The organism is Arenimonas oryziterrae DSM 21050 = YC6267, from assembly GCF_000420545.1.
In the GTDB taxonomy this organism is placed as follows: Bacteria; Pseudomonadota; Gammaproteobacteria; order Xanthomonadales; family Xanthomonadaceae; genus Arenimonas; species Arenimonas oryziterrae.
In genome coordinates this window covers 183,439-198,748 of record NZ_ATVD01000003.1, presented here as the reverse complement: position 1 = coordinate 198,748, position 15,310 = coordinate 183,439, and the positions used below count along the sequence as shown (strand labels likewise).

The window sequence follows — 15,310 nt, the reverse complement described above, 5'->3', positions numbered from 1 at the left end:
CCCCCAGGAGAAGGTGGCCCGCAGGGCCGGACGAGGGCCGCCGCCGATCAACCCCGCGCATCCTCCACCACAAACCGCGCATTGATCTCGCTCAGCGACGCGGGCTTGGCGAACAGATAGCCCTGGCACAGGGTCAATCCCAGCAGACGCAGTTGTTCGCGCTGCTCTTCGGTCTCCACGCCTTCGGCGACGACCTCCAGGCCCAGGGAGTCGGCCAGCAGCTGGATCGCGCGCACGATCGCCGTGCTGCCGCCGCTCTCGCCGATCTTGAGCGCGGCGACGAAGGAGCGGTCGATCTTGATGCCGTGCAGTGGGAAGCCGTGCAGATATGACAGCGAGGAATAGCCGGTGCCAAAATCGTCGAGGAAGGTCTGTACGCCGGCATCGCGCAGGCGGCGCAGGCAGTTCTGCACCTGCTCGGGATTTTCCATCAGCGCGCCTTCGGTGACCTCCAGACGCAGATGCCGTGGCTCGACCTGGTGTTCCTGCAACAGGTACAACAGGCGTTCGTCGAAATCGCTGACGCGCAGATGCCGTGGCGATACGTTGATGGTGACGTAGCGATCGCCGAGTGCGAGCACGCGGATGTCGCCGCAGACCTGTTCGTAGATCTGCCAGTCGATCTGCTCGAGCGTGCCCGATTCTTCCGCCGTCGCCAGATAGTCGGCCGGTGCCAGCGTGCCGCGCTCGGGATGCTGCCAGCGCATCAGCGCTTCGAACCCGATCACCGCGCCGTTGTGCAGGCGCACGATCGGCTGGTAGTAGGGCACGAATTCGCCGCGCTGCAGGCCGCGACGCAGGTCGCCCTCGAGCTCGAGCTGGCGCAGCGCGTCCTCGTGCAGTTTTTCGTCGAACAGCGCGAACCGTTGCCGGCCGGCGGCCTTGGCGCGATACATCGCCACGTCGGCGTCGCGCAGCAGTTCTTCGGGGTTGCGGTAGCGCTCGTGCGAGAGTGCGATGCCGATGCTGGCCGAGGTGTACAGCTCTTTGCCGGCGATGCGCATGGGCTCGGACAGGCTACGGATCACGCGCTCGGCGACCATGACCGCGTCGCCGGGTTCGTGGATGCGATCGATGACGATCGCGAATTCGTCGCCGCCCAGGCGCGCCACGGTATCGGGTTCGCGCACGCAGCGACTGATGCGCAGCGCCGCTTCCTTGAGCAGTTCGTCGCCGACCAGATGGCCGACGGAATCGTTGACGACCTTGAAACGATCCAGATCGAGGAACAGCACCGCGAACCGGTGGTCTTCGTTCTGCCGGTAGCGCGACAGCGACAACCCCAGCGTCGCCAGCAGCTGGCTGCGGTTGGGCAGGCCGGTCAGGGTGTCGTGCAGGGCTTCATGCTTGAGCTTGTGTTCGATGCGTTCGCGCACGGAGATCTGGTCGCGCAGTTCGCGGTTGGTCACGGCCAGTTCGCTGGTGCGCGCCTCGACGCGCTGCTCGAGCTCGGCATAGGCCTGGCGCAGCGATTCGTGTGCCTGTCGGCGTTCGAGCGCGCTGGCGATGTGGAAGGACACGAAGCTCAGCAGTTCCTCGTCGCGCGTCGTATACAGATAGTCGGGCGTGTAGCTTTGCAGCGCGATCAGGCCGTTGGCTTTGCCTTCGACCATGAGCGGCACGCCCAGCCAGCACACCGACTTGGTGCCGACCGAATTGACTTCGCCGGCGGCTTCCAGACGCTCGACGCCGAGGCGGTCGGTCAGCAGCGGTTTGCCCGAGCGCAGCACGAATTCGCTGAGGCCCCGGCCAAGCTGGCGGCGCTTGTGGCGCTGGTCGCGTTCATCGACCGAATACGGGAATTCCAGCTCCTGGCCGTCGGGCGTGAGCAGGGCGATGTAGAAATTGCGCGCGTCGAGCAGTTCGCCGACGATTTCGTGCACCGAGGCGTAGAAACTCTCCATCGTTTCGCTGCTGCCCGACACTTCGGCGATGCGGTACAGCGCGCGCTGCAGCTGTTCGCTGCGCTGGCGCTCGCGCACTTCCTGGCGCAGCGCGACGGTGCGTTCCTCGACGCGGCGCTCGAGTTCTTCCTGCGCCTCGCGCCGCGACAGCGCGCTGAGGATGTGCTGGGCGACGTAGCTGAGCAGGGCCTGGTCGGATTCGCTGTAGCGCACGGCCGGGTCGTAGCTTTGCACCACGACGGCGCCGCGCACCACGCCGTCCTCGATGATCGGCACGCCCAGCCAGTCGACGCTGTCCGGGCCCAGGCCGCCGTCGCGGATCACGCCGAGCTTGTCGCGCACGGCCTCGGACGGGCCGCGGATCGGCTTGCCGTAACGCAGCAGGCCGAGCGTGAGGCTGTTGCGCATCGCCTCGGGCGTCAGCTGCTCGTCGGGATCGGGGATGACCGGATCCTGGCTGTCGGCGAAATAGATGAAGCGCATCGTCTCGTGTTCGGGATCGAATCGGACGATGTAGAAGTTTTCCGCGTACATCAGCCGGCCGACGATCTGGTGCAGGCCGTGCAGCACGTCGATGGTCGCGCGGTCGGAGCTGGCGATGTCGGAGATCGCGAACAGGGCGCGCTGCAGGCGTTCGGCGCTCTCCAGACGTTCGACGTCGACCTGCAGGCGCTGGGTGTTGAGCAGGGAGCGCGAACGCAGGGCCAGCGGCGCGAGCGCGTCGCGCCAGTCGGGGTCGACGCGGCTGGGTGCATACCGGCACAGCACCGCCGCCCAGAAGCCGGCGTTCTGCGCAAGCACGACGGCGACCTGCATGTCGCCGGTGCGCGGATCGACTTCTTCGGCGGTGCCGCCATGCCGGCGCGCATTGTCGAGCAGCGTCAGCAAAGCCGTGCCGGGCATCAGGTCATTGGTCGAATGCAGCCGGCGCGGATCTTCGGGCTGGTGGTTCCAGACCATCGCGGCGAGCTTGAGACCCTTGGCCTCGAGATGCTCGCTGACGATCTTCGCCAGCGCCGACATGTCGCGCGCGCCCAGCAAGGCGTGGACAAACGTGTCGGGGTCGCGCTGCAGCGGCGTGCTGGGTATCGCCATGGACCGATTGTTCAGCAATTCCCCGGGAATGGATAGCCGGGCGGTCCGGCGCCGGCCGGGCCGAGCAGGGCGCGGGTCGCGGCATGGGCCGGGGCCGCCAGCACCTGCGGCAGGACGCCTTGTTCGACGATCACGCCGTCGGCCATCACCGCGATGCGCTCGGCCAGCGCCCGCGCCGCGCCCATGTCGTGGGTGATGAATAGCATCGCCAGGCCGCGCTCGCGCTTGAGCCGGTTCAGCAGGGCCAGGATTTCCGCACGATGCTGGGCATCGAGCGCGGACACGGCTTCGTCGCACACCAACAACAGCGGATCGTTGGCCAGCGCACGCGCGATCGCGATGCGCTGGCGCTGGCCGCCGGAAAACTGGTGCGGATAGCGGTCGAGCGCATCGGTATCCAGGCCGACCTGCGCGAGCAGTTCCGCGGCGCGCGCCCGGCGCATCGGTGCCGACAGCGTGCCGTGGATGCGCAGCGGCTCGGCGACGATCTCCGCCACGCGTTGCCGCGGATCGAGCGAAGCGTACGGATCCTGGAAAACCACGCCGATGCGCCGGCGCAGTTGCCGCAGCGACGCCGCCGTCGCGCCGAGCAGGTCTTCGCCGTCGAAGCTGATGCGCCCCGCGACGCCGCGTCGCACCAGACGCAGCAGCGCACGGCCGAGCGTGCTCTTGCCGCTGCCGCTCTCGCCGACCAAGGCCAGGCATTCGCCGCGATGCAGGTCCAGCCGGGCCTCGCGCACGGCCAGACGCGGGCTGCGCGGATAACGAATGCTGAGGTCGTCGATCTGCAACAGGCGGTCGCCGGGCGGATTCGCGATCGGCGCGGGCAGGCGATCGGCGGCGAGCAGGGCGCGGGTGTACGCCGCTGCCGGTGTCGCGAACACGGTCGCGGTGTCGCCGCGTTCGACCAGGCGACCGCGCTGCAGGATCGCGACCTGCGAGGCGTACGCGCCGATCAGGGGCAGGTCGTGGCTGATCAGCAGCACCGACAGGCCGCGCTCGCGGCGCAGCCGATCGAGCAGGTCGAGCATCTCGCGCGCCAGACGTGGGTCCAGGGCGGAGGTGGGTTCGTCGGCGATCAGCAGGCTCGGTGCGCCGGCGAGCGCGAGCGCGAGGCCGACGCGCTGGCGCTGACCGCCGGAGAGCTGGTGTGGGAAGCGGCGGAAACTTTCCGCCGGTTCGGGCAATTCGAGGTCGGCGAACAGACGCAGGGCCTCATTGTGCGCCGCGGTCGCGTCGAGACCGCGCAGCACCCGCAAGGACTCGACCAGTTGCGCGCCGACACGCCGCAGCGGATGCAAGCTGGCCAACGGATCCTGCGGCATCCACGCCAGCTGCCGGCCACGCAGGGCGCGGTGCGCGGGCGAATCGAGCGGAATCTCGCGTCCATCGAAGCGCAGCTCGCCTCGCGCAGACAGACCCGGTGGCAGCAGGCCGATCAGGGCGAGCGCCGTCAGACTCTTGCCACTGCCGCTTTCGCCGACCAGACCCAGGCAGGCGCCGGTCGCGAGGTCCAGGTCCAGCGGCCCGACCAGGGGCGTGGAGGACGCCGGCTGCCGGATCTCCAGGCCCGACACCTGCAGGCCGCGGCTCATGCCGCCGCCTCGCGCGGCACCCGACGCACATCGAGCCAGTCGCGTAGACCGTCGCCGAGAAACTGGAAACTGGCGAGCGTGGCGATCAGGAACCCGGCCGGAAACAGCAAGGTCCACGGCGCGCTGTCGAGCTCCTGGCTGCCTTCGTACAACAAGGTGCCCCAGCTCGCCGAAGGCTCGTTGACCGAGAGACCGAGAAAGCCCAGGAAACTTTCGACCAGGATCGCCTGCGGCAGGATCAGGCCCAGATACACCAGGGCCAGCGGCAGCAGGTTCGGCAGCAGATGCCAGCGCAGCACCTGGGAAAAACTCGCGCCGGCCGCGCGCGCGGCCAGCACAAAGGCCGATTCACGCAGACGCGCGGCTTCGGCACGCATGACCCGCGCCAGGTCGATCCAGACGTAGCCGCCGATCGCGCCGAGCAACAGGGGCAGGGAACGACCGAACAAGCTCAGCAGCAGGATCACGATGAGCAGGAAGGGCAACGCCGACAGCACGTCCAGCGCGCGCACCATCCCGCGCTCGACCGCACCGCCGGCATAACCGGCGATCGCGCCGTAACCCAGGCCAAGCACCAGGGCGATCAGGCTGGCAATCGCGCCGATGGTCAGCGACAGGCGACCGCCGGCAAGCGTGCGCGCGAGCACGTCGCGGCCGATCGCATCGGTGCCGAACCAATGCGTCGAGGTCCAGGAGGGCGCGCTCGACAGCCAGTCCCAGTCCGGCCGGTGCGGATCGGGCAGGCCCAACGCGGGCAGCAGCCAACAGGCGAGCACCAGGCCGGCGAGGCCCGCGAGGCAAACCCGGACCAGACGCGGCAGCGGTGGAGACGTCGACATGGCCCCATCCTATCCGGCGGTAGAATGACGGCAAAGGAGCACGATCCCATGACCTTTCCGCTGTCCCGTCCCCGCCGCCTGCGCCGCGACGAGTTTTCCCGCCGGTTGGTGCGCGAAACCGTCCTCACCGCCAACGACCTGATCCTGCCGGTGTTCGTGCACGAGCTCGATGGCCGCGCGCCGGTGGCTTCGATGCCCGGCGTCGACCGCCTGTCGATCGACGAGCTGCTGCGCGTGGCCGAACAGGCGGTGGCGCTGAAGATTCCGGCGCTGACGCTGTTCCCGGTCACCGCGCCGGACGCGAAATCGCTCGATGGCGCCGAAGCCTGGAATCCCGACGGCCTCGCGCAACGCGCGATCCGCGCGCTGAAAAAGAATTTCCCGGAGCTGGGCGTAATCACCGACGTCGCCCTCGATCCCTACACCACGCACGGTCAGGACGGCCTGATCGATGACAGCGGCTACGTCGTCAACGACGAAACCGTCGCTGCACTCGTCGCGCAGGCGCTGTCGCATGCCGACGCCGGCGCCGACGTCGTCGCGCCCAGCGACATGATGGACGGCCGCATCGGCGCGATCCGCGAGGCGCTGGAAGAGAACGGGCACGTCAATACGCGCATCCTGGCCTATTCGGCCAAATACGCTTCCAGCTTCTACGGTCCGTTCCGCGACGCGGTCGGCTCGGCCGGCAGTCTGGGCAAGGGCAACAAATACACCTACCAGATGGATCCGGCCAATTCCGACGAAGCCCTGCGCGAAGTCGCGCTGGATCTCGAGGAAGGCGCGGACATGGTCATGATCAAGCCCGGGCTGCCGTATCTGGACATCGTGCGTCGGGTGAAGGACCACTTCGGCGCACCGACCTTCGTCTATCAGGTCAGCGGCGAGTACGCGATGCTCAAGGCCGCCGCGCTGAACGGCTGGCTCGACGAGCGCGCCTGCGCGCTGGAGGCGCTGACGAGCATCAAGCGTGCCGGCGCGGACGGCGTGCTGACCTATTTCGCCCTGGACGCAGCACGCTGGCTCGCCGAGTAGCGATATCCCGGTGAGCGCTGCTGTCGGCGACGATGACATGAACCAACGCGGGGCTTGCCGTGCGACCCGCGACCGCACCATCATCGGTCATGCGGGATCATCGGGTCGGATGTGATCCTGTCGCCAGCGAGCGTTTTCGATTCGGATTCCGATCCGGATTTTCGATCCGACAGGGAGATTCGACATGGCCCCACGTTACGCGGTCTTCGGCCACCCCATCGCGCATTCGCTGTCGCCGCAGATCCACGCGGCCTTCGGCCGGCAAACCGGCATCGCGCTCGAATACACGGCGATCGATGTCTCGATCGATGATTTCCACGCCGCCCTCGAAGCCTTCGCTGCTGGCGGTGGCCGCGGCGCCAATGTCACCTTGCCGCACAAGCAGCTCGCCCTGGTGCTGTGCGAACACTTGAGTGAGCGCGCGCAGCGCGCCGGCGCGGTCAACACGCTGGTGCGCACCGAAGCGGGCTGGGACGGCGACAACACCGACGGCGCCGGCTTCGTGCGCGATCTCACCGAGCGTCACGGCCTGGATCTGCGCAGCCGGCGCACCCTGCTGCTCGGCGCCGGCGGCGCGGCGCACGGCGTCGCCCCGGCCCTGATCGATGCGGGCATCGGCGAGCTGACCATCATCAATCGCACGCCCGACAAGGCCGACGCGCTCAGCGATGCACTCGGCCAGCCCGGTCGCGTGCATTCGCGCTACTGGTCGGATCTGGGCAACCAGGGCGCATTCGACTTCATCATCAATGCCACCTCGATCGGGCGCGAAAGCACCAGCTTCTCGCTGCCGTATTCGCTGGCGACACCGCGCACGCTGGCGGTGGACCTGAGCTATGGCGAAGCGGCGATCCCGTTCATGGCCTGGGCGCGCAGCGCCGGCTGCCACACGGTCGTCGACGGCCTGGGCATGCTGGTCGAACAGGCGGCGGAAAGTTTCGAGCGCTGGCACGGCGTGCGGCCGGACACGCGACCGGTCTACGAACAATTGCTGCGCAAGTCGGACATGCTGGCGACCGCGGATTGATCCGCGTTCCGCGATCGCGCGCATGATCACATCGTCCGGGCCCCGGCCGGCGCACATCTTCCATTTCGCCGATGCGACGCAGTGGGCCGAACAACGCCTGTGCGGCGAATACGCGCCGCCGGGCTGGGAGCGTGAAGGTTTCATCCATTGCGCGACGGCCGAACAGATTCCCGGGGTGGCGCAGCGTCATCTGCAGGGCCGTACGAACCTGCTGCGCCTCACGCTCGCCGCCGCCGACCTCGGTGACTGTCTGCGCTACGACTGGAGCGAGGCCAGCGGCGACTGGTATCCGCATGTGTATTCTCCGATCCCGGTGTCCGCGGTCTGCGCGGCCGAGATCTTCCTTCCCGAACAAGGATCCGTTGCATGAACAAGCTTTTGTTGTCCGCCGTCGGCGTTCTGCTCGCGCTGGCCGGCAGCGCGCGGGCGGAAACCGCCGGCCCCTGCCCCGGTCTGCCCGCTGATGCCGGTCTGACCTGGACGCATTCGGACGGACCCGACTTCGTCGTCTGTCATGCGATGCGCGGCAAGGAGCAGGTCTTCGGCGTGTATCTGGGGCGCAATCCCAGCTATCGCCATCTGGACGTGAACAAGGCCGAAGCCAGCCGCATCGGCAGCTATGAGGTGACCTGGTACAACGTCTCGCCCGACGACAAGCAAGGCGCGTATGCACGCGAAACCATGGTCCGTTTCGGCAAGCAGGACAGCGCGGGCGTCGCGCATTTCTGGATCAGCGCGGCCAGCGAAGAACAACTGCTCGCGACCTTCAAGCTGCTCGAAGGCGTGAGCCTGCAAGCACCCGTAGCGCAGGCCGTACCCATCGAAACGCCGCCCGCCGGCGAAGCGCCAGCCACGGAAGAACCGGCCGCCGACGTGCCGCCGGCGCCAGCCGAAGCCCCGCCCGCCGAAGTGCAGGACGGTGCGGCTACAGGCGGCCCTGCCGCTTGATCGCGAGGTAACGCTCGACCAGGGCGCCGGGCAATTCCGGGCAGGTCACGTCGAGCACGGTGACGCCGTGCTGGCGCAGGGCATCGTGGGCGCGCCGGCGTTCGTCGAGATAATTCGCGACCGCGCCGACGCGGATCGCGCCGGTGAGATCGACGACCGGCGTGGTCAGCGATTCGTCGAGCGCCTGCTCGCGCAGACTCGCCACGCAGACCAGATGCTTGCGCTGCAGCAGTTTCACTGCTGCCAGCAGATCCTCGATGTCCTCATCGCGGCCATTGGTGATGAGCATGACCAGCGCGCGGCGCTTCTGCCGCAGCGACAGTTGCGTCGCGGCGGCGAGATAGTCGGTCGCGACCGGCTGCGCTTCCAGGTCGTAGACGGTGCCCATCAGCGCATCGATCGTGCCCAGGCCGCGCATCGGCGGCAGCCAGCGCGCCGGCCCGCCGTGCGCCATCAGGCCGACCGCATCGCCCTGGCGCAGCGCGAGATACGACAGCACGAGCGACGCGTTGAGCACATGGTCGAAATGCGCGATGCGGTCGTCGCGCGCAAGCATGCGGCGGCCGGTATCGAGCAGGATCACGACCTGCTGATTGCGTTCTTCCTGGTATTCGCGCGAGATCAATCGGTGCGCACGCGAAGTCGCTTTCCAGTCGATCTGGCGCAGGCTGTCGCCGATGCGGTATTCGCGCATCTGATGGAAGTCGGTGCCCTCGCCGCGTCGCCGCTGGAGGTGCGCACCGACCATGCGCGAAGCCTGTTCGGCGGAGAACAGCGCGAACTTCGCCAACGGTGCGAAATTGGGATACACCTTGACCGTCGAACTCACCGGCAGCGTGCGCTGCTGCGTCCACAGGCGCAGCGCCGACCACAGGCGCAGATGACAGCCGGCGAATACGAAGGCGCCGCGCGCCATCGGCAACAGGTGATAGGCGAAACTCGATTCTTTGCCCGCATGCAAGGTCAGCGCGCGCGGCAGCCCGCGCACCGGCCACGGCCCCGGATGCAGGTCGTGCACGCTGACGCGCTGGCCGAACCGCGCGGAAGTGCGCAGACGCAGCAATACCTCGCGCTCGGGCCCGAGCGGCAGCACCGAGGGCAGCTCGCGTTCGACGCTCGGCGTCGGCCGTCGCGACAATTCCAGTGCATCGAGCACGGCCAGCACCAGCACCGTTCCGGCGCTGATCCACCAGGCCGCTGCCGGCACCAAGCCCAAGGCAACCGCCACGCCAAGCAGGGCGAGCAGCGCCGACGCCCAGACAAGGGCGGGCGAGGGTCTCATCGGCGCGGCGCGTCCACTTTCGCGAGCAGGGCGTCGAGCACCTGGTCGATGCGCTGGCCTTCGATCTGCAATTCCGGCGCGAGCGTCAGGCGGTGACGCAGACCGGGTTTGGCGATCGCACGCACGTCGTCGGGCGTGACGAAGTCGCGGCCTTCCATGACCGCCTGCGCGCGCGCCAGTCGCACCAGGGCGAGCGAACCGCGCGGACCGGCGCCCATCGCCAGGCCGGGCCATTCGCGCGTGGCGCGCGCCAGCCGCACCGAATAATCGATGACCGCTTCGTCGACCGTGATGCGCGCCGTGCCCATCTGCATCGCGACGATGTCGGTGGGGCCGAGCACGCGGCGCACGTTCGACAGATCGAAATCGGTCGCGCTGCGCCCGGTGCTGACCGCGCCAACCATGCGCACCTCGTCGGCGAGCTCAGGATAGTTGAGCAACACCTTGACCAGAAAACGGTCCAGCTGCGCTTCCGGCAGCGGGTACGTGCCTTCCTGCTCGACCGGGTTCTGCGTGGCGATCGCCATGAACGGCGGCGACAGATGGAAGCTCTTGCCTTCGATCGTGACCTGCTGCTCCTGCATGACTTCGAGCAGCGCTGCCTGCGTCTTCGCCGGTGCGCGATTGATTTCGTCGGCGAGCAGCAGGTTGGTGAACACCGGGCCGCGACGGATCTTGAAACTCTCCGTCTTCGGATCGTAGACCGCGTGGCCGCTGACATCGCTCGGCATCAGGTCGGGCGTGAACTGCACGCGCGAAAAGCCGCAGTCCATCGCCGCGGCGAGCGCGCGCACGAGCAGGGTTTTGCCCAGGCCCGGTACGCCCTCGAGCAGGACATGGCCGCCAGCGAGCAGGGCCAGAAGGACCTGGTCGAGCACGTCGGCCTGGCCGAGGAAGGCCTGTTCGACTTCGGCGCGCACGGCGTGGATGCGTTCGCTCAGTTCGGCGCCGCTCAGGACGCTCGCGGTGGCGGTCGTGGTGTCGGTGGTCATAGACGGAGTCCCATTTGGATGAGCATGGCCATGGCTTCGCGGAAGCTTTCGGCGTGGAAGGTCGGCGGCGGCACGAGAGCATTGCGGATGCGCGTGGCGTCGAGGTCGAGTTTCTTGGCGAGGTAGTCGATGCGCGCTTCGCCTTGCAGCGCGATCGCCATCGGATCGCGTCGGCGCAGGCGGGCGAGGAAAAAATCACGCAACGCCGCATGCAGTTCGCGCGCCGCGCCGCGCCGCCAGGCGTGTTCGCCGGCGGCCTGTACGTGTTCGAGCAAGGCGCGGCGATCGGCGGCCTCCACCGGCAAAAGCGGACCGAAGCGCTGACTGCGCATCCAGATCCACAGCGCGATCATCAGCCCCAGGCCCGCCAGCGCCGCCCAGCCGTGCGTCATCAGCAGGCGCCAGAACGAGGGCACGCTGGCGTCGTAGATCAGGAAGACGCGGCCGCCATGCAGGCTCGGTGCAAGGACCTGATGCGCCAGGCGCTGTTGCGGCAATTCGTCGAGCTGGTAGTTGCTGAGGAAATCCAGTTCGGCCGCCAGGTCGACGGTACCGCGGCCGCGTTGCAGACGGGCATAGCCGTAGCCGTTGTCACGATCGCCCCAGGCGACCAGCGCACCATCGGCGGGCAGTTCGAAACGATGCATCGCGCACAACACCGATGCGGGTTCTTTTGTGGGATCGATGAGCAATTTCTGGCAATGCCAGTTGCGTTCGGTGGGCGCGATGCCGAAACGATCGAGCAGATCGCCGAAGCGGCCTTCCTCGATATCGGGCAGGCCGACGATCAGGTGGCCGCCGGCTTCGATCCACGCGACCAGGGCCTGGACTTGCGCGGGCGTGAGCCGGCGCGGATCGGCATACAGCACCAGGCCGTCGCCGGCGCGCAGTTGCATCGCGTCCAGGTCCAGGCGCGGCAACGAGGTCGCGACCACGCCTTGCGCAACCAGCGTGCGTTCCAGCGCGAACAGCGGGTTGTACAAGGCTGCGCCGCGCGGCGGCAGGCGGATTTCGTCGGAGACCTTCTCGAAGAAATACAGGAAGGCGGCGATCGCCAGCGCCAGTATCAGTGCCACGCCGCCGCCAACGATCGCGGTGGTTTTCCGGCTCATGCGCGCGCTCCGAAATGCCGCGACCAGGTCGCGAGCAGGGCGTCGAGCTCGGCATCGTCTGGCCAGCGTCCGGCATAGGCCGCGTATTGCCAGGCGCGCACGATCTCGCGCAGGCCCGCTTCGCCGGCCGGGTCCTGCAAGGCGCGCGCACGGCGCAGACACTGCGCTTCGGTGCTGCCCGGCGGCAGCGCCACGCCCAGACGCCGCGCCAGACCCTGCACGCAGGCGCGATAGAGCAAGGCCATCGCTTCGCGGCGTCTGCCGGCCTGCCACAGGCCACGCACGGCGGCGGGCACGTCGTCGGGCAGCGGCACGACGACGGCGATCTGTTGTTCGTCGATGGCCTCGGGCGCCGCACCACGCGTGCGCGGATCGCGCACCCAGGGCAGCCAGCGCGGCGCGGTGATCAGCACGAAGATCAGCACGATCGCAGCGATCAACCACAGGCCGTATTCGCCGATCAGGCCGACGATGTGCGCGAGCTCGGCGATGAAGGCCGGCGGCTCCTGCGGCTTCTTCGGATCCGGCTGCCAAAGTTTTTTCAGTTGCCAGCGCTCGATCTTCTTGCGCTCTCCCAACTGCGGGTCGCGATAGGCGCGTTCCACCGATCGCCCGAAGCGTTCCGCTCCGCGGTCGAGCTGGCCGCCGAAGATCTTCGGCAAGGTGGTCGCGGCCGCTTCGCGGGCGGGCGCCGGTTCGGCAGGAGCGTCGGGTTTCTTGGCGTTCTCGCGCGTACTCGCGGAATCGATCTCGTTGGTCGTCACGGGTGCCGCGGTGGGCGTCGCGCTCGCCGCCTGTGCCGGCGAGGCAAGGCCGAACGCGCCAAGGCCCAGCAGCAGGCACAGCGCCAACGCCGCGGCCGCCGTGCGGCTGGCTTCGATCAGGCGCGCGGACAGGCGCCGGAACCCCAGCTCCAGATCCCAGGCTTCGATGTGGATACGGCGATTGAGGTACAGACCGAACCCGCCGCCGACGTAGAACGGCTCGAGCGCGCTCTCGGCCAGCCACACCACGCCGTTGACGACCGCAAAGGCCCACAGCGGCGGATCCAGGAAGAAGGTTTTCCACAGGCTTTCGAGCGTTTCGCTGAGCATCGCCGGCTTGGCGAACATGAGCACGAGCGCCCAGGCCGACAGAAACAGCGCGAAAACGAACAGCGCCATCACAAAGGTCAGCATCGCCGCCTGGCCGGAGATCGCGCGACGCAAGACGCCGCGGCGTTGCGAGCGGCGCGCGCCGTCCAGCCCCTCGAGCAGATCGATCGGAAAATGCAGGCTGCGCAGCGGATCCGGACGTCGCCACAGCAGGGTCGGCCACAGGCCGCGCCAGCCCCAGGTTTTCTGCGCGCGCACGGTTTCGCGCCAATCAGGTGTCGTGCCGAACACCGCGCGCGACAACACATACAGGGGAATGCGCGCGAACACCGGCTTGAGCCACCACATCGCCAGCAGGGCCAGCCAGGGCATCTGCGCCCACCAGGCGAGCGCGTTGAGCACGGCGAACACCGGCAGGCTCAACAGGAACCACGGTCCCCAGATCGCTGCGGAATATTCGCGCACCAGGCTCAGGCCCAGATCGATCGCTTCCCAGGGCGAGCGCGGACGCAGGGCGATGCGGACGGCATCAAGACGCATGCGTCGTCCCCTTGCCGCCGCGCAGCAGCCACAGCAGCACGAACAACCACAACACGCCGCCGACGCTGTATTTCACCACCGGCGGCAAGGCGCCGTTGGACGACCAGAATGCTTCGATGAAGGCCGCGACGATCAGCATCACGAAGCCGCCCAGGGCCAGGTGCGCGCCGACCCAACCCGCGTCCTGCAGTGCGCGCGCGCGGCTGCGCCGTCCCGGCGCGATCATCGCCAAGCCCAAGCGCAGGCCGGCACCGCCGAAAATCACGATCGCGGTCAGTTCGAACGACGAATGTCCGACGACGAAACTCCAGAACGGTCCGCCGTACCCGATCACAGTGAGATGGCCGGCGACCGCGCCGATCTCGAAGCCGTTGCTGAGCAGGACGAACACGGTGCCGACGCCGAGCAGCAGGCCGCTGGCGAAGGTCTTGAAGCCGATGCTGATGTTGTTCCAGATGTACACGCCAAACATCTGCAGGTCGCCGCTGCTCTCGCGATCGCGGCCGATATGCTCGGCGCCGGGGTTGTACATCTCCTCCATGTTCGCCTGCTGGTTGGGCTCGAAGAACGCCTGCGCCAGTTCCGGATGCGACTGCATCGCCCCGATCATCGCGCCCATCGGCAGGTACAGCAGCAAGGCCGCCAGCCACATGACGCGGGCATTGGCGCGCACCAGACGCGGAAAATCCATCAGCACGTAGTCGGTGATGCGACGCCAGCGCGGCACCGGCGGCTTGTACAGAAGGCGATGGCCGCGCTGCATGAGCGCCTGCAGACGATTGACCACGAGCGGGCTGTAGCCGCGGCCGCGTGCGAGCGCGAGCTGCTGGCAGAGGCGCCGGTAGCGCGCCGGAAACTCGATCTCGGTGAATTCCGGGGGTGTCGCATTCGTGCGCGCGCGGCGATGTTCCTGCGCGTCGAGCCAGCGTTCGAGCATCGCCCATTCGGCGGTGTAGCGCGCGGTGAAGACGTCCTGTTTCATCGCCGGCCCAGCAGCCAGTTGGCATAGCCGAACACGCGCTGCAGGCCGGCGAAGCCACCCTGCCCGCTCAGCGGTTCAAGCAGGTTGGCCAGCTCCACCTGGCGCTCGCGGGTGATCAGCGGCGCGCGTTCGGCGAACGAGACCAGGGCCGATTGTTCTTCCGGCAACAGCGGCAGCGGTGGCGGCAGCGGCGGCACGGTCGGCGCGCCGCGCGTCATGCCCTCGGCATCGACATGCACGACCAGGGTGCCGGCGACGATGTCGCCGAGCCTTCGCGCATGCGCATCGATAAGCGTGCTCGCGAGGCCGAATCCGTACAGGAACGGAAACATGTCGGCGGTGCGCAACAGATTGCGCACGATCGAGGGAATCCAGCCGATCGGCGCGCCGTTGTCGCGGATCACGCGCAGGCCCATCGCGCGTTTGCCCGGCGTCTGCCCGTGCCAGAGCAGTTCGAAGGCGATCGGATAGGCCCAGAAGATCAGGAAGAGCAGCACCAGATACACGCCCGTGCCCGCTTCGCCGAGCAGGGCGGTGATGATCGCGAGCACCCACAGAATGGCCAGGCGGATCGCCAGGTCCATCAGCCAGGCGACGGCGCGCGGCACCGGGCCGGCCGCACGCAAGGTCAGCGCGACGCCTTCGGGCGTCTCGACTTCGCGCAGGGTGTCCAGGCGGGGCAGCGGGTTCGCCATCAGACAGGCGCGCCGTGCGGCGGACGCTGTCCGGTGTGATTTCCGTCCCTCGGCTCGCCGTGCGCAACGTCTGAAACCCGTGCCGCCGTATGGGCATGGGGGGTGTTGCGGTCTGGCATGGGTCGTCCGGAAAGTGCCTTGGCGGATACTTTTCACCAGCGGCTGCGGCG

At 68.1% G+C, this 15,310-nt stretch carries 13 protein-coding genes; 4 read left to right on the top strand and 9 right to left on the bottom strand.

Features of this window, described 5'->3' with window-relative positions; genetic code table 11:
* Positions 1-47 precede the first annotated feature (47 nt).
* The 3 genes from G467_RS16180 to G467_RS0109265 are packed head-to-tail and all read right to left on the bottom strand — an operon-like array spanning position 48 to position 5,433.
* A complete protein-coding gene (locus G467_RS16180) occupies positions 48-2,999 on the bottom strand; it encodes a bifunctional diguanylate cyclase/phosphodiesterase (RefSeq protein WP_022969461.1) in 2,952 nt (983 codons plus the stop codon).
* Positions 3,000-3,010: 11 nt separating this feature from the next.
* The gene (locus G467_RS16175; RefSeq protein WP_051130444.1) at positions 3,011-4,594 is read right to left on the bottom strand and encodes an ATP-binding cassette domain-containing protein; all 1,584 of its coding nucleotides are present in this window, start codon (positions 4,592-4,594) and stop codon (positions 3,011-3,013) included.
* A complete protein-coding gene (locus G467_RS0109265) occupies positions 4,591-5,433 on the bottom strand; it encodes an ABC transporter permease (RefSeq protein WP_022969460.1) in 843 nt (280 codons plus the stop codon). The genes G467_RS16175 and G467_RS0109265 overlap by 4 nt, the downstream gene beginning before the upstream one ends.
* 48 nt (positions 5,434-5,481) lie before the next feature.
* On the opposite strand from G467_RS0109265, the gene hemB reads away from it, so the two are divergent.
* From hemB to G467_RS16165, 4 genes are all read left to right on the top strand, one after another.
* On the top strand, positions 5,482-6,468 hold the full coding sequence (gene hemB / locus G467_RS0109260; RefSeq protein ID WP_022969459.1) for a porphobilinogen synthase: 987 nt from the start codon (positions 5,482-5,484) through the stop codon (positions 6,466-6,468).
* Positions 6,469-6,652: 184 nt separating this feature from the next.
* The gene (aroE, locus tag G467_RS0109255) at positions 6,653-7,495 is read left to right on the top strand and encodes a shikimate dehydrogenase (RefSeq protein ID WP_022969458.1); all 843 of its coding nucleotides are present in this window, start codon (positions 6,653-6,655) and stop codon (positions 7,493-7,495) included.
* Positions 7,496-7,517: 22 nt separating this feature from the next.
* Positions 7,518-7,865 (top strand): DUF952 domain-containing protein, encoded by a 348-nt coding sequence (locus tag G467_RS16170; protein ID WP_022969457.1) that lies wholly within the window; start codon positions 7,518-7,520, stop codon positions 7,863-7,865.
* A complete protein-coding gene (locus G467_RS16165; protein WP_022969456.1) occupies positions 7,862-8,443 on the top strand; it encodes a hypothetical protein in 582 nt (193 codons plus the stop codon). Before G467_RS16170 ends, G467_RS16165 begins: the two co-directional genes overlap by 4 nt.
* On the opposite strand, the gene G467_RS0109240 is transcribed toward G467_RS16165, so the two are convergent.
* From G467_RS0109240 to G467_RS0109215, 6 genes are read right to left on the bottom strand one after another with little or no spacing between them, the layout of a single operon-like run.
* On the bottom strand, positions 8,421-9,725 hold the full coding sequence (locus tag G467_RS0109240; protein ID WP_022969455.1) for a DUF58 domain-containing protein: 1,305 nt from the start codon (positions 9,723-9,725) through the stop codon (positions 8,421-8,423). The two genes, G467_RS16165 and G467_RS0109240, sit on opposite strands and share 23 nt — an antisense overlap.
* A complete protein-coding gene (locus G467_RS0109235) occupies positions 9,722-10,717 on the bottom strand; it encodes an AAA family ATPase (protein ID WP_022969454.1) in 996 nt (331 codons plus the stop codon). Before G467_RS0109235 ends, G467_RS0109240 begins: the two co-directional genes overlap by 4 nt.
* On the bottom strand, positions 10,714-11,829 hold the full coding sequence (locus tag G467_RS0109230) for a DUF4350 domain-containing protein (protein WP_022969453.1): 1,116 nt from the start codon (positions 11,827-11,829) through the stop codon (positions 10,714-10,716). Before G467_RS0109230 ends, G467_RS0109235 begins: the two co-directional genes overlap by 4 nt.
* Positions 11,826-13,463, bottom strand: coding sequence for a DUF4129 domain-containing protein (locus G467_RS0109225; protein ID WP_022969452.1), 1,638 nt, complete (start codon positions 13,461-13,463; stop codon positions 11,826-11,828). The genes G467_RS0109230 and G467_RS0109225 overlap by 4 nt, the downstream gene beginning before the upstream one ends.
* Complete coding sequence (locus G467_RS0109220; RefSeq protein WP_022969451.1) at positions 13,453-14,445, bottom strand: stage II sporulation protein M; 993 nt, start codon at positions 14,443-14,445, stop codon at positions 13,453-13,455. Before G467_RS0109220 ends, G467_RS0109225 begins: the two co-directional genes overlap by 11 nt.
* Complete coding sequence (locus tag G467_RS0109215) at positions 14,442-15,140, bottom strand: RDD family protein (protein WP_022969450.1); 699 nt, start codon at positions 15,138-15,140, stop codon at positions 14,442-14,444. Before G467_RS0109215 ends, G467_RS0109220 begins: the two co-directional genes overlap by 4 nt.
* Positions 15,141-15,310: the final 170 nt, after the last annotated feature.